This is a genomic window from Planctomycetia bacterium (genome assembly GCA_015075745.1).
GTDB lineage: Bacteria > Planctomycetota > Phycisphaerae > UBA1845 > UTPLA1 > UTPLA1.
Genome location: JABTTW010000001.1, coordinates 1,045,820 through 1,069,426, shown reverse-complemented (window position 1 = coordinate 1,069,426; position 23,607 = coordinate 1,045,820). Strand labels below are relative to the sequence as shown.

The following is a 23,607-nucleotide window of genomic DNA, read 5'->3' as shown; positions in this document are numbered from 1 at the left end:
GTATGCCGCGCGGCAGCCCCCTACAATTCGACTCATGCGAATCCTCCTCACCAATGACGACGGCATCTTCGCGCCGGGCATCATTGCCATGCACGACGAGTTACAGCGAAACCACGACGTGACGGTCGTCGCCCCGGCCAACGTTCAATCCGGCGGCTCGCACGCGATCACCATCCGCAATCCCGTGCTATGGCGGCCGGTGAGCGTAAATGATCGATTCCGGGGCACCAGCGTTGAAGGCACGCCCGCCGACTGCGTGAAGCTGGCCATCGGAGCGCTGATGCCGGAAAAGCCCGACCTGGTCGTCTCAGGCATCAACTCGGGCCTGAACACCGGGGTTCACGTCCTTTACTCCGGCACCGTCGCGGCCGCGGTCGAGGGGGCGATTCTGGGTTGTCCCGCGGTCGCCGTTTCGCTGGAGCTGTATCGCGATATGGATTATCCGCGTGCCGCGAGAATCACCGGTCGCATCATCGAGGATTTGTTCAACGACTCACTGGAGAGTCGGCTGGTCTGGAATGTGAATATCCCCGAGTTCAAGGCGGATCACCCGCGAGGCGTTCGCGTTGCGGCGCAGTGCACGCTCCCGACGCTCGATCGGCTGGAGAAGCGATCCGATCCAAACGGTCGTGAGTACTATTGGCTGGGCGGAGATTGGGGCGAGTTGGATGACGGGGGAGAAACGGACCTGCACGTCGTCAGGCAGGGATACGTCTGCGTGACGCCGCTTCGATTCAATCTCACCGCGGTGGATGCGATGGCGTTGGCAAGCCGCAGGGCGTGGTCTTCGGTATCGTTTGATTGATGCTTCATCGGGCGAAGCCGGTCACTCTTCAGGATGACGCTGGACTTCATCCGGCGGGAATTGATCGACGATGTCAGGTATTTCCTCCTCAACCGGCACTTCCGGCTGTTTCGCCTTCTTTCCCTTGCCGGGCGGGCGGCGTCCTGCTTTCACGTCTTCGTCGAACTGGCGCTTTCGGCGGAGGATGTGATGGTAGTGCTGGGCGAATCGGTGGGCCTCGTCGCGGACCTGTTGCAACAGGCGCAATCCCGCGTCGTTGCGTGCCAGTCGAATGGCCCCCTTGCGAGCCTGCGTGTAAATCTCCTCCTCGCGCTTGGCCAGCGAAATGACCATCGGCGGCTTCACGAACATCTCGCCGCACGCGTCCAGCGCCGCATGCAACTGGCCCAGCCCGCCGTCGATGAGAATCAAATCGGGATAAAGCTCCTCACCCTCAGCGGCATGACGATAGCGTCGCGTCACGACCTCGCGGATCATGGCGTAGTCGTCCTGACCTTCGACCGTCTGAATGCGAAAGCGCTTATAGCCCGCCTTGAACGGGACTCCGTCAATGAAGCAGACGAGCGACCCGACCGATTCCTGCCCCTGAAGATTGGCGATGTCGATGCCCTCGATGACGCGGGGCGGCTGTTCCAGATCGAGCACCTTCGCGAGTCGATCGAGCCCCTTGCGCGGGTCGATGTAAAAGGCCTCGGGCTGAATGTCCGCATCGGGGTCACCGGACAGTTTCAGGCCGCTGATGGCCTTGATGCGATCACGGATTCTGGCCGCCTCCTCGAATGCCTGCTCCTCCGATGCCTGCTTCATCTCCTTTTCCATCTCGCGAATGAGAACGCTTCGCTTAGACGCGAGGAAGCGCTTGAGCCGATCGACGTCCTTCGCGTAGTCCGCGCGGCTGATCTTGTCGGCGCAGGGGGCGGTGCACTGGTTGATCGAATACAGCAGGCACGGCCGGAAGAACCGCTTGCGGTTATCATCCTCGCGGATGTCCAGCTCGCAGGTGCGAAACTTAAAGACCTTCTGCAAAGCATTCATCGCATCGCGCAGCGCACCGGCTGACGTGAACGGGCCGTAGAGCTTGCTTCCTTTGGGCCGCGGCGTCCGCGTGACGAACACCCCGGGATAGTCGTCACCAGTCGTGATTTCCAGATAAGGAAATGTCTTGCCGTCCTTCATCTGGACGTTGTGCGGAGGCTGAATGTCCTTGATGAGCCGTGCCTCGCTGAGCAGGGCGTCGACTTCCGTCTCGCACTCGAGAAAGTCGATGTCGGCGACCATCGCCACCATCCGGGCAATGTCGGGGCCGCGTGTGTTGAGAAGATCGGCGGAGTCCTGAAAGTACGAAGAGACGCGCGAGCGGAGGTCCTTGGCCTTGCCGACGTAGAGGACCAGCCCCTTCGCGTCCTTCATCAGATAGACGCCGGGCGTCTTCGGGAAGTGGGATATTTTCTGACGAATCCCGTCGAGGCGCGTCGGTTCTTCAGGCTGCGAACTCATCGAGATGATTCTATGCGCGAGCCCTTGGAATGGACACGGATTGCGGCTCGGTCCCATTCATCGCAAATGGAAAAACACCACCGGTAGCGTGGAGAATTCGCCGGATCAGCCGTTGTACTGAGCCCGAATGATCTCGCTGGCCTTGTTGCTGGCGAGATTCAGTGCGCCCAGCGCCTTGGAGGCCGCCGCACGCAGAACCAGGTCGGGCTCCTTCATGGTGAACTCGATCAGACGATCGACCGTCCGCGAAGCACCGAGCAGGTTTCCGTTTCGCCGGGCGGATTCGGCCAAAGAGCCGAACACGGCGATGCGCTCGGCCTGTCCGCGATCCGCGTTAAGGGCGTCGGCCGCGAGGGCTTCCTGAGCTTCGGCGCTGGCGGCGATGGCCAGGGCATGGGCCGCGGCGACCCGCAGGGCCTCCGAGTTGCCGGCAACAGCGCCGATCAGGGCCGGCGTCGCGCGGGAGAAGTCGAAGACCTTGAGATTGCTCTCGCCGATCATTCGCAACACCTCGGTGCTGCGCAGTGCCAGGCTCATGGCCAGATCGCGGCTGAGCCCGGTCATGCCCAAGGCCTGCGACGCCCGAGCGACGCGATTCATCAGTTGCTTGCTGATCTCCGCGGGATCGCCCAGATCGGTGATTTCGGCGGGCAGCAACTCGACGCCGGCAGCAGTGCGGCTGGCGCTATTCGCGGTATTGAGCTGGCCCTCCTTAACCACGACGAGAATCGGCGTCGCGGAGGTCGGCAGATCTTTTCGCAGATCACCGACGGCGGTCAGCAAATCGGGGCGCTGCATGTCAGTCGCCAGAAGGATCAGATCATAGGAAGTAATGCCCTGCTTGCGAGCCGTATCACGGGCGGCGTAGAGATTCTCTCCGACCGCGCACTCGAAACCCGCGGCTCGGAGGACGGCCTGCAGCTTGTTCGCCTGTTCGGAGTCGGCATCGACGATCAGCGCCGCCTGGCGTCCTGACTGGGCCAGTGCCTCGGCCAGAACGGGAATGACGTTTTCGCTGCCGGGAAAGCTCGTCGTGGGCAAGGCGCGTCCTAAAGCCAGGGCGGCCTTGATGCGAACCTGCCGATTGGGGAAGGCGAGCGTTGCGGAAAGCGGCTGCTTCAGGTCTTCCATCCCGACCATGTCGGAAGCACCGGCCGTGTCGGACAGCGCGGCGATCGCACCCAGCGCGACGCCGGGGTCACGGTCCTTAAAGGCACGGGCCAGAACCATATGGTTGTAATTCGCGCCGGCCGCGCGGGCGAAGTAGATCGACCGCGGATAATCCTCCGGACGCGTGGAGTCCTTCGCGGCCAGCGCATCGGGCTGATCGCTCTCGACATCCAGGCCCAGCTTCGCCTCGCGGCGGATGTTGGCGGCGATCCACAGCGCCGTGACGTCGGGCATGTCGGCGTCGGCCGCGAGCGCCTCTTCACACGATCGCATGGCCATGATGTCGTTGAAGACGGCCGTCGGCACCACAATCAAACGAAGCTCGTTGTCGCGGAGATACCAGACATTCGCGGTATCTCGCCGGGCATCCGCCTTCAGCGATTCGAGATTGTCGTAGTAGCCCTCGGCCAGATCGCGGAAGAGCGTTGCCCGCTTGGCCCCGGCACCGCCGAGGGTGGACATGGCCTGCTGGGCGGCGGCGCGGCACTCGCCGGAGGCGTTGGAGTCCTCGGCGACTTTCGCCAGGTAGGGCAGTGCCTGCTTGTAGCCGATGCGGGCCAGTGAATCGATGAGAATCTTCTTGGTGACGTTGTCCTTCATCGACAGGGCGATGCAAAGTGGGTTAAGCCCGGCGCGGCCGATCTGCGGAATGACCTGAATGATGGCCGGATGCAGCGAACGCTTTTTACCGCTCTGAAGAAATTGAATCAGGTGCGGGATGGCGTATTCACCAGAGGCCTTGAGGCGGTTGGTGGCGTTGTAGCTCATCCGCGGGGGGCCGCCGAGTTTCTCAATGTTCGCGGCGATCTCGTTGGGGTCCATTCGCAGCAGCTCTTCGCCGCGGTTGAGCACTTCGAGAAACTGCTTGGCCGACGGACCGACGTCCGCATTGCTGATCAGCTTGATCAGGATCAACTGGCGATTGGGATTCTGCCGGGAAAGTTCTAGCAGCGCGACGGGGTCCGGGCTGGACTCGACAAGCGCCTTGAAGTTCGCGTCGGCATACTTGAATCGGCCGATCGCCGCAAAGTGCCAGCCGTCCTCGGCGAGGCCCTTCTGCTTGCGACCGTTCTGGATCTTCTCGACGAGGGTCTTGACCGAAGCGGGGACGTCCGACTCGCCGGCCCATTGCTCGAGCCGCAGCGAACCGGTTCGATCGGCCATCAGCGCCAACCGGAGGTCGGACAGGTCTAACGCAAGGACCGAGTCATAGGCGGTCCCGGCGGCGTCCTTCTCGTCGCGCTCAAGGGCCTTGGCCGCCGTTTCCCAGGCGGTCCAGGCGGCTTCATCCTGCCCCACCATGTCTTCGGTGAGGTCCCATGCCCAGGCCGGCGTCGACATCAGCGAGGCGGACAACACCATCGCCGCGATTACGAGACTCATTCGTATGGATCGAACATGACCGGTCATGAGAAACCTCCGCGGTTCTTCTTCGGATCGATCGCCCTCAAACTGCGGCTTCGGGCCAGGATCGATCGGTGCTTTCACGTTGCCGCGATTCTCCACGGACCAACGTCGGAGCCTTGGGCTTAGGCGGCGTCTCCTATGGACGCCCTGGAAGGCATGCTGACAATCATTCTGGCAGGCGGACTCACGGGACCCCACCGGTCCCGACGCGCCGATTACGGGCCCTTCGCGCTGACCCTGAGCGGCACATTGAAGCACCTTATTATTGCGGAACATAGATAACCGGTCAAGAAAATGGCACACGCCAAATTCGGACCACCAGCGCCGCTCGGTTTCGGCCGGGGATGGCATCCGAAAACACGCGGGCAGGTTGGACCGAGAATCATCCCCCGCCGAGAAGAATCACGCTCATGCGACATCATGCGTGGTTCCCAAAACAGTCGGTCATTTCTGCGTCTGAATGCTAAATTCTTGAAGGCCATCGCGCCGATGAACCCAGTGACGGCAAGCCCTTAGGGAGGCAGGCCGCTGGAAGTGCACGTGGAGATTACCCCATGCACCCCCGCCGCCTCCCTCGAGCGGATCGCTCGTCGCTCTACCATTTCATCCTCGTTCTCGCCTTCCTCGCGGTTGGTTGTGACACGGTGCCATTCACCTACGTGGACAATGGCGCTCGCCGTCCCCGGGACAACTCGCGAGAGCTCCCGCCGGTGCAGAGCCCCGTGTACGAGGAGTCATTCGTCAACAGCGACTTCGAGAGCGCCCAGCCCGCGACGCTGCCCATCAGCGGACAGATCGAGATCATGGGGACGATCGACGGGCGAAGTGACATCGACCTTTACGCCCTGGGGCCGGCCGTCGCGGGCGACCAGATCATCATCGACGTGGTCGGAAAGAACGGTCTCAACACTGTCGCCGCATTGTTTGATGAGTTCGGAGATCTGATCGACGCCAACAACGACCGAAGCTTCTACGCGGGCAATTACGACCCCTATATCGCGCAGGTCGTCCGACGCGATACCGACAATCTCTTCGTCGGCGTCGCTGTCTCCACGGCTCGCCACTTCGCATCGTCAACCGGCCAGTACGACAGCGGCGAGTACACGATCAAGGTGAGCCGCAGGCCTGATCAAGCCGTCCGGCCGCCGGCGCAGCAGATCGTATGGCTGGATTTCGCAGGTGGTGACCAGGTGCAGATCGCGCTGGAGCCGATCGAGGTCATGCGACCGTTCAGCGCGGAATCGATTTCCAGCCGATTCGCGGGAAAGACCTCGTACATCACCGACATGGTGGTCGATCTGCTGAAGCGGGACCTGGCCCCGTTCAACGTCGTCGTCCTTGACGGACGATACGACGCGCGGCCGACCGGCCCGTACTCGAAGCTCTACTTCGGAAACTACAACGCCGCCTACCTCGGCCTCGCCGACAGCGTCGACACCGGCAACCTGTATACCACCCAGGAGGCGATCATCTTTGCCGAGGACCTTCAGCTCTTTGAGGGGCTTCAGCCCAGTGCCGAGGCGGTCGCGCTGGCCCTTTCGAACATCGCCGCCCATGAGCTGGGGCACCTGTTGGGCCTCGAGCACACGAGCGAATCGCTCGACGTGATGTCCACCGCCGCCACGGCGCGGCAGATTCTCGAAATCGATGAGACCTACCGCCGCAGCCGGCTGGAGTTGGCCGTCTTTCCGATCGGCTGGCAAAGCGGTACTGACCTGTTAACGCTCAACGTCGGGTTGAATCCCAATGGAACGAGCGCTCGCTGGCGGATGCAGGACTGGATGCCGGCCGATGCGGTTGGCATCGATCCGGCGCTCGGTGATATTGCGATCAGCATGTGCGGCAAGTGCGCCCACGCACCCGCGACCGATGCGGATGCCCATCACTAGAGTTTAGTTGGAACACCCTCCCCGCGATCGTGTGAGTCAGCCCATGCGGAGGCGCTCAACGAATCGCGCCGCGATACCGAAGCGCGACCGGTCATCGAGAGAATCGACGCGCAGGACCAGGGCTCGGGTGCGGGCCCTGGTGGGATACGACGAGACGCCCTCGGCCGCCGGAAGCGTCAGGGCCACGTCCAGCACCTCGCCGGCCGCAAAGTCCTCAGCGTCCGACTCAATGTACAGACCGCCGGTGCTGACGTTCTGGGTGATCGTCCTGACGATATGCGGGCGCGACTCGCGCGGCGCCTGCAGCTCCACAGGCAGGCGGATGCTCATGCGGCGATGTTGGCGTCGCTCGTCCTCGCTGATGGCGCCTGTTTCAAGCTCGCTCAAAGGCCTTCGCTCCACCCCGGACGCTTCCCTCGACCGATCTTTCGCAACAGGGATGCCAGGGTCTTGTCTCACGGCGTGTGATTCCTCGTCTAATCGCTGATCGGCCAATTGCTTAAAGAGTTTCACTGTCGCGTTTGCGGGAGGGATCGTTCGTCCGATCACGTTGTTTTTTCGCCACGCAGAATTCGCCTGAGTGACGAAGCGGGACGGCCTATCACGCGGTGAGATCAGACCTTACGCGCCGGCGCGAATTCGACATCACGAAATGAACCGTTCGTTGCCGCTTTCCCCATGCGCAGTGTAAATCGTCGATCAGCCGAGGAGGTCCGCGAGCTTGCGCTTGAGAATCTTGCCCGTGGGTCCGCGCGGCAGGTCCTGTGCGATGACGACTCGCCGGGGCACTTTGTAGCCGGCGACCTTGTCGCGGCAGAAATCGCGAAGCTCCAGCTCGGTCGCGGCCTGGCCCTCCTTGAGCGTCACGAACGCCACCACCACCTCGCCGCGCGAAGCATCGTGCTGACCAATCACCGCGACTTCGGCCACGGCGGGGTGCCGCTCGATGACCGACTCGATCTCCCGCGGATACACATTCTCACCGCCGACGATGATCATCTCCTTTTTTCGACCGGTGATGGAGATATACCCATCGGCGTCGACCTTCCCCATGTCCCCGGTCAGATACCAGCCGTCCGGCGTGATCGCCGCGCGGGTGTCGTCTTCCTTTTTGTAGTAGCCCTTCATCACGATCGGGCCGGAAACCCGAAGCTCGCCGATCTCACCGATGGGAAGCTCCTGCCCGTCATCGCTGAATGCAGCCACCTTGACGTCGGGAATAGCCCTGCCGACCGTGCCGACGCGATTCGACCACGGCACGTTGAGGCTGACCACCGGAGACGCCTCGGTCATGCCGTAACCCTGAATGATGTCGACACCGAACCGATCCTTGAATGCGGCGTGAACGGCATCCGGCAAGCCTTCTCCGCCGCTGACTGCATATTCAAGCGTCTTCATGTCCTCGGGCCCGCCGGTCTTGGTGCGCAGCAGGGCGGCGTACATGCTGGCGATCATCATGGTGACGCCGACCTCCTGTTGGCGGATGGTGTCGATGACCTGCGTCGGATTGAATCGCGGCAGATAATAGACCGACGAGCCGAGCGACACCGGAACCATCAACATCGCTGTCACGCCGAAACTGTGAAACAGCGGCAGAACGCCCAGAAAGTGGTGATCCGTCTTGAGCTGGGCCAATTCAATGGCCCCATCAATGTCGCTGCGCAGATTGCGATAGGTCTGGCAGACACCCTTTGGCACGCCGCTGGTTCCGCTCGTGTAGAGCAGGACGGCGGTGTCATCCGGGCTCACACGAGGCGGGGGAGGCGTGCGCCGGATGCGCCCCATGATCATCTCCCGCTTGACCGGCAGGTCCTCCATGAAGACCGCCTTGGCAGGCAGGGCGGCGGCCAATTCCGCGAAATACTTGACGGTGTAGATGGTATCCAGCCCGGCATCGCGCACGACGGCGGCGACCTCGGCAGGCTGGAGCAGGAAATTAAGCGGGACGACGGTCTTGCCAGCCCAAAGCGCGCCGTAAAACGTGCCGGCGAACGCGGCGCAGGACGGCATGAGAATTCCGACGTGCGGGTTCTTGGTCTGCGATTCAATCTGCCGGCGCATCACGTCGGCGAATCGCACAAGATTGGCGTAATCCAGCGAGAGCAGCGGATCGGCCACCGCCGGACGCGATCCCCCTCGCTCCGCCGCCGCCAAGAGTGTTTCGACAATCATGCCTGCCGCCTCCAGATGCGCATCTGACGCAGCGAGGATGTTAATAGCGCAGGCCGATCGGCAAAAGTGGAACCGATATCGCTACGAGGACACTTGAGCCACGCGAACCGACGGCCCGGCGGTGATCTTGTGGAGTGCCGGCAGAATCATCTCCCGTGCAACGGCATCCCAGCTCATGCGGTCGGCCAGTTCATAGCCTCGTCGCACGAATGCGGCCTTCTCTTCACGGGTGGTCGGCAACCGCGATAGAATTTCCTTTGCCGCGCGACGCGCCACTTCATCTTCAAACACCTCGCGATCGTGGCCGGTTATCGCCTGGTAGGCCTCGATCGTGTCCGGCTCGGCGCGATAGCCTGAATAGTCGGCGACGATGACGTTCGGCGTCCCGTTGGGGCCGGCGATGCGCTCCACGAACCCGGCACAGCCGCAAGCGCGACTCATCACGCAGATCGAACCAAACGACAGCGCCTCAAGTTGCGCGATGCCGAACGGCTCGTAGATCGACTGGCCGAATTCGACGTCGCTGCCCTTGCGGATATCCGAAAAGTGCATGTCCGCGGGCATCCGATCGCCGCAAAGCCTTCGCTCAAAGCCGAACTGATTGATGAAAACGACCTTGCAATTGCGTGATCGGGCATTGAACCCCTGCACGCCCCCAAAGTAAATGACCTCTCCGTGTGAGAGGTCCGGCGCACCCTCGCGATGTCCGACCGGCCAGTCCCACTCCCGCTCCATGCGGAGGATGTCTTCGCGCCGGCGCGGTCCCCCCAGTTCCGTCGACAGAACGAACAGTACCGCCGTCTTGCCCGATGAGCGAAATGCCTCTTCGATGTACTTCATCACCAACAGATCGCGCCACATGCCCTTGCTCGGTGTCAGGCGGGTGACGTGCGTGAAAATGTAATCGGGCCGGTCGCCCAGCAGATGCTCGGCATATTGCTGAAGCCGCGCCTTGCTCGTCGCTGCCTCGGTCGCCGCGTTTTCATTGGCGGGAATTCCGTTGTAGGCGACGCAGATGTTCGAATGAGCCATTTCCGGTGACAGGAAGCGCAGCTCTCTCGCCACAAGGTCGCTCACCGCCAGCGTCACGTCGAGATGGCGGCTGTTTTCCGCCAGGGCATGTCGGTAGTAACCGGAATAGTCGCCAAAAACATCCGGCAGATACTTTCCTTCGGCCGCCCCATGGTCCAGCACGTTGTAGAACATCATGTCGTGGCCGGGATGTTCCTCGACGATCTTTCGCGCCGTCGGCACTTCGTGAGCATGATAAACGCCGCGCATGTTCCATTCCGGGTGCAGCTTCGCGGCCAGCGCCGTCGGCAGGCCCATGAACTCGTGGCCGATGACCACACAGTCGGGATGCCCCGCTCCACAGCCGAAGATCGCCCGGACGGCGGCGAGGCCCGGCTTGGCGAGACGGACCCATTGCTCGTACTCCCAGCTCCCCTCGAAGCGCGTGGAGTCCATCCCGTACCTCTCAAAGAACTGGAACTTCAGGGCGTTGACGTGCTCGGGCGCCGTGCGGCTGACGTCGATCAAAACAATCTCGGGACGCTCGATGGCCCCGGTGATCGGGTCGCGCAACATGCGATGGCCATAGACGATTTCCACGTGGTACTTCTGCTGGATGCCGCGGAATGCGTCGGCCAGGGCATGCGACGTGCGACCGTCGATCGACGAATACTGCACCTCGCCCTCCGGGCCCAGCCGCGAATCGACATCGCCATCGGTCGACCACAGCGGGCACAACAGCAGGGTCCGGTGAACGGCATCGACATAGGCCGGGCAGGTAATCAGCCCTTCCAGGACCGCCCCGATGCCTCCGATCTTGACTACCGCCTCGTGCGTCACGTGAACAACGTTCAACATCTGCTGCTCCTGCCTTCCGGTCGCGTTCGCCGGTGAAATCGGCTGCCCAGGCCTTCCATCCGTGGTCGGGCATCTGGCGTATGAATTGTACTCGCTCGCCGGACTCCGACTCAGCCATTTACTCATCGGCGATTCCGTCGCGGTGATTCACGTCACACCGCCGCAGCGGCTGCCATGTGGCCCTCAGTGGGCCTTTTTTTAACTTTTCCTTGCCGCCCGGCCTGCGGGTATATTGGCGGTAGCGATGCGTACCTTTTCCATACAATCCGGGTCTAACGGCAATTGCATCTATGTCGAGGCGGACGGCGCGCGGCTGCTCTTCGACGCCGGAATCTCCGGGGCACAGGCCGAGACGCGCATGAAGACCCGCAATCGCAACATCCGCGACGTGCAGGCCCTGATCATCTCGCACGACCATTGGGACCACACCAGGGGCGCGGGCATCTTTCAGCGGAAGTTCGGTATCCCCATCTATATGACTGAGCGGGTGTACCGATCCGTGCGGCCCAAGGTCGGCATGCTCAAGGACGTGCGGCGGTTTGTGCCCGGCGAGTGTCTGACATTCGGCGATGTGAAGGTGCAGACCATCCCCACGCCGCACGACGGCATCGACACGGTCTGCTTCATGATCGAGCACGACGGACGTAAGCTCGGCATTCTCACCGATCTCGGTTCGCCCTTTCTCGGCCTCGCCGAAGCCCTGGAGCAGGCCGACGCCGCCTATCTGGAGAGCAACTACGACACAGACATGCTGATGAACGGCTGGTACCCCGAGCAGCTCAAGCGGCGCATCTCCGGCGATCGCGGGCACCTGTCCAATGACGAGGCGGCGACACTCGCGGCGGGCTGCATCGGGCGAAAGATGCAATGGGTCGCCGTCGCCCACCTCAGCGAGCAGAACAACCGCCCGCAGCTCGCGCTGGACGCGACACAGAAAAGAGTCGGCAAGATGCTAAACGTCCACGTCGCCTCGCGCTACGAGGCCGGGCCGATGCTGGAAGTTTGATGAACGGCCGAGCCTCAGATGAGAATATCAATATATTGCCCCGGACCGCTCGGGCTGCTGCCGGGAATACGCTCCGGCTGGACCGGGCCGAGATTGCTCGCCTGCGTCGGCCAGCGAAACGGCCAGAAGCGCTTCACCCACGACGCGCCGCCGGTCTTCGCAGCGCCATTTGATTCCGTCGCGACTTCCCCCTTGGCCACTTCCAGCGCCCGAAGTTCGACATAAGCCGACGGCTCGACGGCCCGCGCGGTGGAGACGGTGTTCATGCTCGCGCTGCAGCCCGCCCCCGGCGGCTGCAAATGCGTTGACCAGAATGGGTGCGGCAGCCAGACTCGCCCCGCCGCCAGCGGGATGCCGAAGCACGACCTCGCATAGAAAACGCGAGGCCCTTCGGCAATAAAATGATGCGCGTGAATCCGCACGCCCGGTCCCCCCACGTTGAAAGTAGCTTTCCCCTATGCCCGTGAAGAGATGCACGCCATGTGCCGCCGAGGGCCTGCGTGTGATGAAGTTGGGCCCCGGTCCGGCGTAAGTGCAGTGGAGACAAGCAGCTTGGGTGGGGGTGGAGCGAAAAAGGAGGGTGCCGCTGCCGGAAGTCCGTTTATTCCGCCGCGCCGACCATGGGGCCACTCAGTCGCCACACGGGAATCGCAACCAGTGCAAAATCAGGCGCTTATCGTCGAGTGGTCCGCGAACATCATGTTGCATTCGCGAAACACGGCCCGCCGATATCCTTGAGGATAACTCGTTTCCCAGAGGCCCCATGTTCCTGCTGAATCGCCCCCATCCCGATCGCCCCTCCGCACCGAAAAGGGACCGTGTCGGCCCCCCGTCGATGATGCGACGAATCGCCGACCGTGCCCGATGGGAGTGGCGCGAGCTTCGGACGCCGTCGCTGCCCACCTTCATCCACGAAGAGTTGGATCAGGCATTACTGGACGAGATTTCCTGGCGGAGTGGAGAGCGCGTCCTCGACGTGGGATGCGCCCGCGGATCGTACATGACCGCATTGGCCAGGCGCGGCGTGCATCCCATCGGCGTGGACTTGTCGCCGTGCTCGGTCAGTATCGCTCGCGCCGCGGGTCACAACGCCGTGGTCGCCAGCGGCGAATGTCTCCCAGTGGGCGATGCCTCAGTCGACACCGTCCTTTGCCACAAGACGCTTTATCTTTTCCGCGACCCGCTGCAAGCCCTGCGTGAATTCCGCAGGGTACTGCGACCCGGCGGACGTGTGATCTTCAGCACCTCAAACGCCGACTCGCCGTATTCGCGCATCCAGGCCATGAGCCGCAAGTCACGACCGCAACCCAACTGGTCCTGTGGTAACAGCCTGACCATTGGCGATCTTTCCCGCCGATTCGCCGAATGCGAGATGCCGATCCGCGCGATCTACTCCTGCAACCTCGTCTGGCCGCTGGTTTATCGCGTCTGCGATCGCTGGATCATTCCGAATGAGTGGATGCGCCGCTACAACCGCTGGATTCGCCGAGTCACGAGGATGCCCCTGCGAACGAGCTACCCGCTCGGTGCGGCGTTGGATTACCTCGTCGAAGCAGTCAGACCCTAGAATCTGCTGCCCCTGGCCGCTTTCCGCGAGACATCTGCATTCATCAAAAAAAAAAGACCCGCCGGGCACGTGGCGCGGCGGGTCTCAGAAGAAGAAAGGAACATCTGTACCGGTGTTATCGAAGGACTTCGTCCTCGGATAGTGCATGACGAAGTTTACCGATCGCGGAAAGCTGAATCTGCCGTACGCGCTCCTTGCTGACCCGCATCTGACGGCCGATTTCTTCAAGAGTCTGGCGCTGGCGTCGCGAATCCACCGGAAACCGGCGGGCCAGGACCGTCTTCTCGACATCGGTCAGGTCGGCATTGTCCAGCCGGAACACGCGCTGCAGCCGCTCGGCCAGCAGGGCCCGCTGATCCTCGCGACGGCTGTTGGGAAAGTCGCTCTCCTCGAACTCCGGGTCCCACGGGCCGGCGATCTTTGACCGGCGCTTGGAATCCTGAAGTGCGGCACGCGAAAAGGCCCGCAGGATGGCGTTGCATGCATAAGTGCTGAAGCGGAAGCCGCGCCACGGATCAAATGTGTCCACGGCCCGAAGCATCGCCATCATGCCTTCGCTCACCATTTCCTCACGATCGAGAATCTCGAATCGGCTTCGCCCGATGAGATCGTAGACCAAGCCGAGGTTGCCCTCGGTCAGTCGGGTGCGAATCTGGTGATATCGCGCGACCCACTTCGCATAAAGGCGCGGGGAAACGCTGCGCGGCGAGCGATGCGCGGATTGATACATCTTGCTGAGTCGGTAACCGCAATAGTGGAGCTGCTTGAAAAGAAGCGTCTCCTCCGGATAGGTCACGCGACCGGAACCTTCAGCCGGACCGGGCCATTCCGCGAAGAGCCGTTCCTCGGTCCCGCGGCGCTTCAACTCCGCGTTCATGATGTATGGCGGTGGAGCCATCCACTTCTGAAGGGAGCGGCGGTCTGACAATTTGGTCGTTACACGAAGCATTTCTCGTCTGGCCTCTTTCTGGCGGTATGGGCGCCAATCGATCTACAGGGTTCACGCTGGGGGGCAAAAGCTCGTACTTACAACTACGCGATGCCTAACCTTGTATACCGAAATTCTCGCAAATAGTTCTCCAGCATTCTGCGATTTATCCGACCGTCGGGGTGGAATAAACCGCACGATCACTACCCATGATGAACGGTCGCAATTCGCGTTCCTTTGTAACGGCACTGTATCTAAGTAACGATCGCGCAGACACTAAGCCCCGAACATGCGATTCCACGCCAATGCTCGGCGGCGGCTCACAGCCATCCAGGCGCGCTTCTCCCGTCCATTGATTGGATGCTCCGCGCTCGCGCGACGTGACGCCGACTTTTTCGGATGTGCAATTCTGATGCCGTAAGAGGGATAATCGGCAAAAATTGCCGGAAATCAGCGGGAATCGCCCTGTGAAGAGGGAGTCCGTGGGTTGAAAACGCCTCCCAATCCCTCCAGGATCGCCGCGCCGACATCTCGAAAACCAGCTTCCGCGTTATCCGGGTCCGTGACCGCCGAGGAGAATCCCTCCGTAATGCCCGGGCCGGCAACCTCCCTGAATCGCTTGGCGATGTCGCTGTCGAGACAGTCCATCCCCATGGACGAGACGAGAAGACACGTGAGGAGCAGCCCCCTTTTGAAATTGCTGAATTTCCGGCTGTTTCGGCAGGTCATAAGACGTCCTTACGAATGCGATGTGCGAAGCATTTCCAATCGCCTCCGGAGTAGGTATCGCCTCTGCGCATTGTCACGCATGACGGAACCTGCCACATGCCCGCGACCTGTGCAATATCGGACGCTAATGACACCTTTCCACGATCGGAATTGCCGACATGCGGCAGCACTCGCTTGATCGCAGCGAACCTTAACCGCTCACCGAATCGTCACGATAAAACCAATGTGGAAAATAGGGCCCGGACAGCAGGGCGATCAGTTCGTTTCAACTGGCACTTCATCGGAGGCAACCCGGCTTGATTAAGTATCTCATAGCCGCATTCCTGCTTCTCCTCGGGCCGACCGCACCCGACGCCGCCACGGCCCCGTCCCGGCGAGACGACTCAGCCGGGCAGAGCTTTGTCTCGTCGAAGATTCGTGACCGACTCACGAAGGAGTTCGACTTCGACGAGCGCGCCATCGGCAACTACGAATCCATGCCCGCGGGATGGCGACAGCTTAACGCCATACGTTATCCGCGATTCCTCGAGCCAAAGTTCGACATGAACGTCGGCCACGACGCGCCGCCGTCCTTCATGCTGCCGCTCACCGGCGGAAGCCTCGCCTGCTACTACCTCGCAGGCGACATCAGCATCCATCCAGATTGCGACTATGAAATCACCGGGTGGATCAAGCCCTCACAGCTCCGCCGCGCCCGTGCTTTCATCAAGGTCTATTTCCTCGATCACGCCCTCAACAAGATCAACGACAGCGAACGCCGCTCGGCGGACGTGCAAGGCGCAGGCAAGGACGAGCCCTGGACTCAGGTAACGATCGAGATTCCCGCGGGCTTCGAACTCGCCCGATGGATCGGCCTCTCCGTTCATGTGGAACAGGCCGACGCGCCGGTCGCCGATCCCGACCATCCCCGGCCCATCGACTATCAGGACATCCACGCGACGGCATGGTTCGACGACATCCGAATCGTCCGCCGCCCACGGGCCACCTTGTCCATGAAGGCCGTCGGCAACGTATTCCCGGCGGATACCCCCGTTGAGTGCCTGGCCGGCGTCAGCGATCTCGACGGCCGCGGTCTCCAGGCCGATCTCGAATTGACGAACGCCGACGGCCGGATGCTCAGCTCGCGAAAAATGCAGATCGGCAAACTGCGCGCTCGCCCAGAGACGATCTGCTTCGACGATCTTCCCCCCGGTCTCTACTCGCTGCGCCTCAACGTCCGCTCCGACGGCAAAACGCTGCTCGATCGGCTGCAGAAGTTTGTCCGCCTCGGCGATGTGCCGACTGACAAGTCAGATTCCCTCACCGGCTTCGGCGTGATCACCGATCCCGCCGCGCCGTCGCACGGAAAGATCAGCGCCCGCCTGACCCGTCTCCTCGGTGTCCAGGCCGCGAGAATCCCGCTGTGGCGCGAGGGTATGCGTGATGAAGATATCGTCACCGGTGATCCAGCCGCCGACGCACTTGTCCGAACGCTCCGCCGCGCCGGCATTCAAACCGTCGGGACGCTGGATCGTCCCCCCCCGAGCCTCCTCGAACAATTCGGCCATCCTGGACATTCCGTTTTCGACGTGTTGTCAGCTTCGCCGGACCAGTGGCGGCCCTACCTGTCCTTCTTGCTCGCGCGATATGGCGAGGAAGTCAACGCCTGGCAAATCGGCCGCACCCCGCCCGACCCGCTGGCCGGCGCCGACACGCTCAATGCAGCACTGACGCATCTTAAGGCCGAGCTAAAACCCCTTGTCGGATCCCCGCGAATCATCATCCCGCAGGATGCCGGCGTCGCCTGGTCCGACGCGTCCGGTACATCGACCATGCCCGACGTCTTTTCCGTCAACGTCCCGGCGCACTTCACCGCCGATCAACTCGTCGATCAGTTGACCCGGCCTCAAGGTAAAGACCAGCCTGCCCTTTGGGTGACGCTCGACGACCTTGATTCCGTAAGATTCGATCGCATCGCCCGGCTCTCGCAGATCGCCCGAAGGCTCATCCTTGCCCGTGTCGCCGGAGCGGAAATGGTCTTCATGCCGCAGCCGTGGTTGATTAGCCAATCATCCTCGGAAGGCGTCGTCCCGGACGAATCGTTTATCGTCCTCAGCACGATTGCCCGGATACTCGGCGATCGCCGGCCCATCGCGCCGATCTGGCTGGATCATGGTGTTACCGGCTGGTACTTTGGCGATTCCGATTCCACAAACGGCGTCCTTGCGGCCTGGACCGACGGCCGGTCCCGCGCGCCCGGCGTCGTCATGACCGACGCAGTGCCGCAATCAAGACACTACGACCTCTGGCTCAACGAGCTGAATCCCGAGCAAGGCTCGACCGGCCGTGCCTGCCGTTTCGATGTCACGCCGAGCTTCCTGACCGGCGCCGAGGCAGGTCGTGTTCTCACCATGTCGTCCTTCGCCCTTGAGCCACCCAGCGTCCGTGTTCAACTTGAGAAGAACAAAACGACGCTTCGAATCAAAAACCATTACGACGTCCGGCTCTCCGGCATCCTCAAGTTCGATCCGCCGGCCTTCTGGAGAATGACCCCGGAAAGCGTCGCGCTCGACGTGGGGCCCGGCGAGGAAGCCAGGTTCGATCTCTATATCCAGTTGCCCTCCAACCACTCCATCGGCCCCCATACCTTTGCCGCTCGCCTGAGTCGAGAAGGCGGAGACATCGTTTTTCGCGCCCCCGTTGAAGTGGTCTGTCCGGGGCTCGACGTCAGCGTCTTGGCCCGAGCCGAGGAAGGGAGCCTGCACATCATCCAGCGTCTCACCAATCGATCCGGTCATCCCCTCAATCTGCGGTCGAGTCTGCTCTATCAGGAAGATCGCCGCCAGACGCGCGTCATCCTCAGCCTGGGCGATGGCGAATCCACCCTTCGAGAGTTCCGAATCGATGACGGCGCGAAGGTCCGCAATCACCCCATTCGCATCTGCACCGAGTCGATCTCCGGCGATCTGAAGTGCAATCAAGTCTTGAAATTTGATTAGACCGCCGCCTGCGAAGAAACCTCGGCAGCGGGCCGTCCGCGAATCGGAAGGGGGATATCGGGAAGTTGCCCGAGCCCTGCCAGTTTCCTGAATCTGCCTCGGCTGATCGCCATGCGATTGAACAGAAAGTCGCGCCGGGTTGCTTTGAAGTGCTTGCGCTCCTGCCCCTGATCGATCATACCGGCCCTCTGGTAACAGCGGATCGCCCGATCGTTGTCCGGAACGACAACCAGCAGCACGTCCGTCGCCTGCCGCTCAACAAATGCCCGTGCAATCAGCGCCTGGGCAAACCGCACAGCCCAGCCGCAGCCGCGCCGCGCGGGATCGAGCATGAAATGACCGATCCACAGTTGATCCCGCGTCTTGGGCATCTCATTCAGTTCCGCGTAACCGATCGGAAATCCGTCGCGCCCGTTCCACAGCAGAAATCGCTCGCGCCGCTCCTGGCCCCAGGCCAGCACCTTGTCCGCCGTCAAAGGCCAGGAAGTTCCCGGGGCCAGCCATGCAAGCTCGGATTCCGATCGAACCCAGGAAGCCGCCGTCCCTGCGTAGCTCGAAGTAAATTGAGACAGGAACGCGCCCGAAGCGCAGCTTGCCTCAACAGGCGGCGGGACGGCCACATTAGCCCGATCGTCGTGAGGGCATTCCATTCGCTCACTCATCCAGCAAGTGCCCCAACTTCGTGCGCTTGGTATTCAGATACCGCTGATTGTGCTCGTTCGGGGCAATCTTGAGCGGAAGCTGCTCGACAACGTCCAGCCCATAAATCTCCAGACGGTTGATCTTCTTGGGGTTGTTCGTCAGCACCCGAAGCTGTCGTATGCCGAGGTCTCGAAGGATTTGAGCGCCGAGGCCGTAGTCGCGCTTGTCCGCCGGGAAGCCCAGTTTCTCATTGGCCTCGACCGTGTCGAGCCCCTGATCCTGAAGCTTATAGGCGTGCAGCTTGTTGGTCAGGCCGATGCCCCGGCCCTCCTGCCGCAGATAGACGACCACGCCTTCGCCCGCCGCCGCGATGGCCTTCATCGCCTCGGCCAGTTGGTCTCCGCAGTCGCAGCGCATCGAGTGAAAAACGTCGCCGGTCAGGCACTGCGAGTGAACACGCGTCAGCACCGGATGGTCAACATTGACGATGTCGCCGTTCGAGTCGATCTTCCCGATGGCCTCGCCCATGCACAGGGCGACATGCGGCTCGGTATCGAGTACCGACTCAAACGCGTGCAGCGTCCAGTGACCGTGCTCATTATCCAGCGGGATCGACTCGATCCGAATGATCGATCGCTCGCGCTGCAGGCGATACTCCACCAGCGAAGCGATGGTGCAAATCTTCAGCCCGTGTCGCCGGCCGAATTCAATCAAATCATCCAGTCGGGCAATCTCGCCGTTCTCTTTGAGGATCTCAATAATCACGCCCGCCGGAGTAAGACCCGCGAGCTGCGCCAGATCAATACTGGCCTCCGTATGCCCCGCCCGCACAAGGACGCCGCCTTGCTTGGCTTTCAGCGGGCTGATGTGCCCCGGCCGGCGAAAGTCGGACGCCTTCGCATCCGGCGACAGGCTTCGGCGAATCGTCGTGCACCGGTCGGCGGCGCTGACCCCACTGGTGACGCCGAACTCCGGCGCCGCATCGATCGAGATCGTGAACGCCGTGCCGTGCGACGCGGTGTTTTCATTCGTCTGAGGATACAGGTGCAGCCGCTCGCAGGCCTCCGCCGTCAGCGTCAGGCACAGCTTGCCCGCCGCCTGACGGATCATGAAGTTGATCATCTCCGGCGTGACCAGCTCCGCCGCGCAGACGAGATCGCCTTCGTTCTCCCGATCCTCGTCGTCAACGAGAATGATGAAGCGCCCCGCCTTCAGTTCTTCCAATGCCTCGGTAATCGTGCAGAATGCCGCTCGCTCAGCACCGCTCATGAGTTCATTCTCCATCGCCGGGGGCCCCCGGCTCGATCGTCGTCGCCGCCAATATCCGACTGCCCAGCCGAACGTAATCCAGCGCCGCCGCGACTGCGAGAATTGTAGCCGCGATCCACAGCCACTGCGGCAACTGCGACAGCCTGCCCGGCAAATCCGGCCATAACAGCATACTGACTACCACCAGGAGTTGCACGGTCGTACACGTCTTCCCGATCCACCGGGGCTGGATGTGAATCTTGCCCGTGGTCATGCGCAAAATGGCGAAGCCGATGCAGACCAGCAGGTCCTTGCCGATCGCCGCCACCGCCGCCCAGTCCGGCAGATACAGTCGCCGTTGGCCCGCCGGGTCGGTGTCATCGACGATCCCGCGAACCGCAAGAATCACAACCGCCGCCGTCACCAGCAGCTTGTCCGCCAGTGGATCGAGAAAGGCCCCCAATAGCGTCCGATCGTTCAGCCGTCGCGCCAGCCAGCCGTCCAGCCCGTCGCTGATCGCCATCAATGCGAATAGCCCAAGGGCCGACCACCTCAGCCAGCCCCGCCCCGGTTCGTGCAGATTCATCAGGGCAATGACAAACGGCGCGACGCAGAAAACCCGCGCCAGAGATATCCGATTCGGCCAGCCCAACCGCACCGCTGAAGACATGATCGGGTCACTATACCGGAATAACCAGCCAAAAGACACGCTTAGTCCAATCCCGGGACCCGTGCACCTTATAAAAAGCGCTCCCTTTTCTACTGGTGCTGCACAGGAGCAAAAGGAATACTGATACTCCCGCGTAACAGTGAAACATGGCCGATGACCGCGTTCAAGATGAGGCGGTCTTGATGATTGAAGGAGGATTGCGATGACGAAAGCAAAGCATCGACTCAACATTGCCGTCTGCGGTCTGCTCGCATCTGCGCTCAGCGCCTGCACGACGCAAGAGGGCGTCGAGTGCAAACCTTGTCAGGGTAGCGCTGCATCACCATCGTTGGAAGCCGAGCAACGTTTCGACGAAGTCCTGCCCGACATGACGGCGGCGCTGCAGGTATTCGGCGTCGCTGAGGAGTCCGCCCTTCGTGTCATCCTTCAACTCTCCGAACCGCCTGGGCACGAAAAGCGACTTCGCGTTTGCGATATGAGCGAGGAGCAGTGGGTCGCGCACTGGGGCGACGATTGGCAGAGACAACGTGATGTCCTGGTTCGCCGACTTACCGACCTGCGCTTCCTGGCGAATCAACTCGTCGGACGCGCCGCGAATCTCAAGAGTGCGGGCGAGACGAGTAAGGCCGTGAAGATTCTGAATGCGGTCAAGCGTCTCGGCGCGGCCAATCAAGGGCCCGGCGTTCCTAAGGTTTGCGATATCGTCGGAAAAGCGATCGAAAATCTCGCCGAAAAGAACCTGGCGGCAATGCACGACTGAGTCCTTGCCCCCTGACGATTTAGGCTGCCCTACTGTCCCGCGCCACAATGGCGGCACGCCCGGTCGGGCGCTACCCAGAGCACATCATCGCCGTTACATTGTGCAGGTACCTGATTCTGGGACTCGCACAATGGACGTCATTCAAACCAAGCTCAACGCCGCCGATCCCGTCTTCACCGAGAACAAGGCCCACATGCAGGGCCTCGTCGCGGAACTTAAAGATCGCGTCGCCGTCGTCCAGCAAGGCGGGGGGGAGGCCTCGGTCAAACGGCACACCGACCGCGGCAAGCTCTTCGTCCGCGACCGCATCGAGCGGCTCGTCGATCCCGACAGCCCCTTTCTCGAATTCAGCGCCCTCGCCGCGTGCGACATGTACGACAACGACGCGCCCTGCGCCGGTGTCGTCACCGGCATCGGCCGCATCCAGGGCCGCGCCTGCGTCATCGTTGCCAACGACGCCACGGTGAAGGGCGGCACCTATTACCCGATCACCGTCAAGAAGCATCTTCGCGCCCAGGAGATCGCCGAGGAGAACCACCTGCCGTGTGTCTATCTCGTCGATTCCGGCGGCGCGTTTCTTCCGCTTCAGGCCGAAGTGTTTCCCGACCGCGACCACTTCGGCCGCATCTTCTACAACCAGGCCCGCATGAGCGCGCTGGGCATCCCGCAGGTCGCCGTCGTCCTCGGCTCCTGCACCGCCGGCGGCGCCTACGTCCCCGCCATGAGCGACGAAACGGTCATCGTTCGCAATCAGGGCACCATTTTTCTCGGCGGCCCGCCTTTGGTGAAGGCCGCCACCGGCGAGGAAGTAACCGCCGAAGAACTCGGCGGCGCCGACGTCCATTGCCGCGAAAGCGGCGTGACCGATCACTACGCCCAGAACGATGAAGACGCGCTGGCGATCACCCGGCAGATTGTCGAACATCTGAACGCCCGGCCGAAGACGCCACTGTCCATGCGCCCGACCGAAGACCCGCTCTACGACGCGAGCGAGATCTACGGCGTCATCAACAAGGACATCCGCAAGCCCTACGACGTACGCGAGGTGATCGCCCGCATCGTCGACGGCAGCCGCTTCCACGAATTCAAGGCGCTCTACGGCCCGACCGTCGTCACCGGCTTCGCTCACATCTGGGGCTACCCCGTCGGCATCGTCGGCAACAACGGCGTCCTCTTCTCCGAGAGCGCCCAAAAGGCGGCGCACTTCATCGAGATGTGCAGCGTCCGCGGCATCCCGCTCGTTTTTTTGCAAAACATCACCGGCTTCATGGTCGGCAAGGCCTACGAATCCGGCGGCATCGCCAAGGATGGCGCGAAAATGGTCGCCGCCGTCTCCAACGCCGCCGTCCCCAAGTTCACCGTCATCATCGGCGGCTCCTACGGCGCAGGGAACTACGGCATGTGCGGCCGCGCCTATCAGCCGCGCATGCTCTGGATGTGGCCCAACGCCCGCATCAGCGTCATGGGCGGCGAACAGGCCGCCGGCGTCCTGCTCACGGTGAAGAAGGACCAGCTCGCCCGCGAGAAAAAGGCGGGCTTGAGCGCCGCCGAGGAAGAGGAATTCAAGCGCCCGACCCTGGAAAAGTACGCCCACGAGTCCAGCGCCTATTACAGCACCGCCCGCCTCTGGGACGACGGCATCATCGACCCCGCCGACACGCGAACGGTCCTGGCCCTCGCCATCGCCGCCTCGCTCAACGCCCCATTCCCCAAGCGGCGAGTCGGCGTGTTCAGGATGTAGTCGATAATGCGGACTCTGCGATCCGGGAGAACCGTAAATTGAAGTACCGCGAGCTCAAGGAGCGGATCGAGAAGGATGGGTGGCAGCACGTCCGCACCACGGGCAGTCACTTGCATTTTCGTCACCCCACGAAAAAAGGCGTTGTTACAATACCAGGTGGAGGAAAGCTCGGACGAGACATCCCGCCGGGAACGCTCCGATCCGTGTTACGACAGGCGGGTCTGATTCAGGAGAATTAAGCCGTGGACTACACCGTGGTCATTGAAAAAGCAGACGACGGAAGCTACAGCGCCTACGTGCCGGACCTTCCCGGATGCGTGTCTTGCGGTGACACGCAGGGGCAGGCCCTGGACGCGATCCGCGAGGCGATCACCGGCCATATTGAGCTACTTCGAGAATCGGGCGAGCCCGTGCCGCCGGCCCGATCTATTGCTAGCGTGGTTCACGCTGCGTGAGTCGAATTACGTTCCGACTGACAATTCAGTTCGGAGATTGAAATCGAGTTAAACCCGGTCTCCGTTCACCATTT

At 62.0% G+C, this 23,607-nt stretch carries 20 protein-coding genes; 9 read left to right on the top strand and 11 right to left on the bottom strand.

Features of this window, described 5'->3' with window-relative positions:
* Window positions 1-34 precede the first annotated feature (34 nt).
* Entirely contained in the window at window positions 35-805 is a 771-nt protein-coding gene (surE, locus tag HS101_04300) for a 5'/3'-nucleotidase SurE (protein ID MBE7505490.1), read from the top strand.
* Window positions 806-826: 21 nt separating this feature from the next.
* On the opposite strand, the gene HS101_04295 is transcribed toward surE, so the two are convergent.
* Window positions 827-2,251, bottom strand: coding sequence for an excinuclease ABC subunit UvrC (locus HS101_04295; protein ID MBE7505489.1), 1,425 nt, complete (start codon window positions 2,249-2,251; stop codon window positions 827-829).
* 156 nt (window positions 2,252-2,407) lie between these two features.
* Entirely contained in the window at window positions 2,408-4,855 is a 2,448-nt protein-coding gene (locus tag HS101_04290; GenBank protein MBE7505488.1) for a hypothetical protein, read from the bottom strand.
* A 578-nt stretch (window positions 4,856-5,433) separates the two neighbouring features.
* Here HS101_04290 and HS101_04285 point away from each other — a divergent pair.
* The gene (locus HS101_04285) at window positions 5,434-6,768 is read left to right on the top strand and encodes a matrixin family metalloprotease (protein ID MBE7505487.1); all 1,335 of its coding nucleotides are present in this window, start codon (window positions 5,434-5,436) and stop codon (window positions 6,766-6,768) included.
* 36 nt (window positions 6,769-6,804) lie between these two features.
* Here HS101_04285 and HS101_04280 read toward each other — a convergent pair whose 3' ends face one another.
* From HS101_04280 to HS101_04270, 3 genes are all read right to left on the bottom strand, one after another.
* Window positions 6,805-7,155: a PilZ domain-containing protein gene (locus HS101_04280; protein ID MBE7505486.1), complete on the bottom strand. Its 351-nt coding sequence runs from the start codon at window positions 7,153-7,155 to the stop codon at window positions 6,805-6,807.
* Between the two features lie 312 nt (window positions 7,156-7,467).
* Window positions 7,468-8,940: an AMP-binding protein gene (locus HS101_04275; GenBank protein ID MBE7505485.1), complete on the bottom strand. Its 1,473-nt coding sequence runs from the start codon at window positions 8,938-8,940 to the stop codon at window positions 7,468-7,470.
* Window positions 8,941-9,021: 81 nt separating this feature from the next.
* The gene (locus tag HS101_04270) at window positions 9,022-10,809 is read right to left on the bottom strand and encodes a hypothetical protein (protein MBE7505484.1); all 1,788 of its coding nucleotides are present in this window, start codon (window positions 10,807-10,809) and stop codon (window positions 9,022-9,024) included.
* 244 nt (window positions 10,810-11,053) lie between these two features.
* Between HS101_04270 and HS101_04265 the strand changes: the two genes are divergently transcribed.
* Window positions 11,054-11,815: an MBL fold metallo-hydrolase gene (locus tag HS101_04265; protein ID MBE7505483.1), complete on the top strand. Its 762-nt coding sequence runs from the start codon at window positions 11,054-11,056 to the stop codon at window positions 11,813-11,815.
* 14 nt (window positions 11,816-11,829) lie between these two features.
* Here the strand turns inward: HS101_04265 and HS101_04260 are convergent, their stop codons facing one another.
* A complete protein-coding gene (locus tag HS101_04260) occupies window positions 11,830-12,237 on the bottom strand; it encodes a hypothetical protein (protein ID MBE7505482.1) in 408 nt (135 codons plus the stop codon).
* Between the two features lie 413 nt (window positions 12,238-12,650).
* On the opposite strand from HS101_04260, the gene HS101_04255 reads away from it, so the two are divergent.
* On the top strand, window positions 12,651-13,382 hold the full coding sequence (locus HS101_04255) for a methyltransferase domain-containing protein (GenBank protein ID MBE7505481.1): 732 nt from the start codon (window positions 12,651-12,653) through the stop codon (window positions 13,380-13,382).
* A 115-nt stretch (window positions 13,383-13,497) separates the two neighbouring features.
* On the opposite strand, the gene HS101_04250 is transcribed toward HS101_04255, so the two are convergent.
* Both HS101_04250 and HS101_04245 read right to left on the bottom strand, forming a co-directional pair.
* Window positions 13,498-14,280, bottom strand: coding sequence for a sigma-70 family RNA polymerase sigma factor (locus tag HS101_04250; GenBank protein MBE7505480.1), 783 nt, complete (start codon window positions 14,278-14,280; stop codon window positions 13,498-13,500).
* Between the two features lie 480 nt (window positions 14,281-14,760).
* Complete coding sequence (locus tag HS101_04245; protein ID MBE7505479.1) at window positions 14,761-15,039, bottom strand: hypothetical protein; 279 nt, start codon at window positions 15,037-15,039, stop codon at window positions 14,761-14,763.
* A 296-nt stretch (window positions 15,040-15,335) separates the two neighbouring features.
* Between HS101_04245 and HS101_04240 the strand changes: the two genes are divergently transcribed.
* Window positions 15,336-18,017: a hypothetical protein gene (locus HS101_04240; GenBank protein ID MBE7505478.1), complete on the top strand. Its 2,682-nt coding sequence runs from the start codon at window positions 15,336-15,338 to the stop codon at window positions 18,015-18,017.
* Here the strand turns inward: HS101_04240 and HS101_04235 are convergent.
* The 3 genes from HS101_04235 to HS101_04225 are packed head-to-tail and all read right to left on the bottom strand — an operon-like array spanning window position 18,014 to window position 20,577.
* A complete protein-coding gene (locus HS101_04235; protein MBE7505477.1) occupies window positions 18,014-18,667 on the bottom strand; it encodes a GNAT family N-acetyltransferase in 654 nt (217 codons plus the stop codon). The two genes, HS101_04240 and HS101_04235, sit on opposite strands and share 4 nt — an antisense overlap.
* 4 nt (window positions 18,668-18,671) lie before the next feature.
* On the bottom strand, window positions 18,672-19,928 hold the full coding sequence (gene ribA, locus HS101_04230; protein ID MBE7505476.1) for a GTP cyclohydrolase II: 1,257 nt from the start codon (window positions 19,926-19,928) through the stop codon (window positions 18,672-18,674).
* A gap of 4 nt (window positions 19,929-19,932) precedes the next feature.
* The gene (locus HS101_04225; protein ID MBE7505475.1) at window positions 19,933-20,577 is read right to left on the bottom strand and encodes a CDP-alcohol phosphatidyltransferase family protein; all 645 of its coding nucleotides are present in this window, start codon (window positions 20,575-20,577) and stop codon (window positions 19,933-19,935) included.
* 202 nt (window positions 20,578-20,779) lie between these two features.
* On the opposite strand from HS101_04225, the gene HS101_04220 reads away from it, so the two are divergent.
* From HS101_04220 to HS101_04205, 4 genes are all read left to right on the top strand, one after another.
* Window positions 20,780-21,337, top strand: coding sequence for a hypothetical protein (locus HS101_04220; GenBank protein ID MBE7505474.1), 558 nt, complete (start codon window positions 20,780-20,782; stop codon window positions 21,335-21,337).
* A 130-nt stretch (window positions 21,338-21,467) separates the two neighbouring features.
* Window positions 21,468-23,078, top strand: coding sequence for a methylcrotonoyl-CoA carboxylase (locus HS101_04215; protein ID MBE7505473.1), 1,611 nt, complete (start codon window positions 21,468-21,470; stop codon window positions 23,076-23,078).
* Window positions 23,079-23,116: 38 nt separating this feature from the next.
* Window positions 23,117-23,317 (top strand): type II toxin-antitoxin system HicA family toxin, encoded by a 201-nt coding sequence (locus tag HS101_04210; GenBank protein ID MBE7505472.1) that lies wholly within the window; start codon window positions 23,117-23,119, stop codon window positions 23,315-23,317.
* A 3-nt stretch (window positions 23,318-23,320) separates the two neighbouring features.
* On the top strand, window positions 23,321-23,533 hold the full coding sequence (locus HS101_04205; GenBank protein ID MBE7505471.1) for a type II toxin-antitoxin system HicB family antitoxin: 213 nt from the start codon (window positions 23,321-23,323) through the stop codon (window positions 23,531-23,533).
* Window positions 23,534-23,607: the final 74 nt, after the last annotated feature.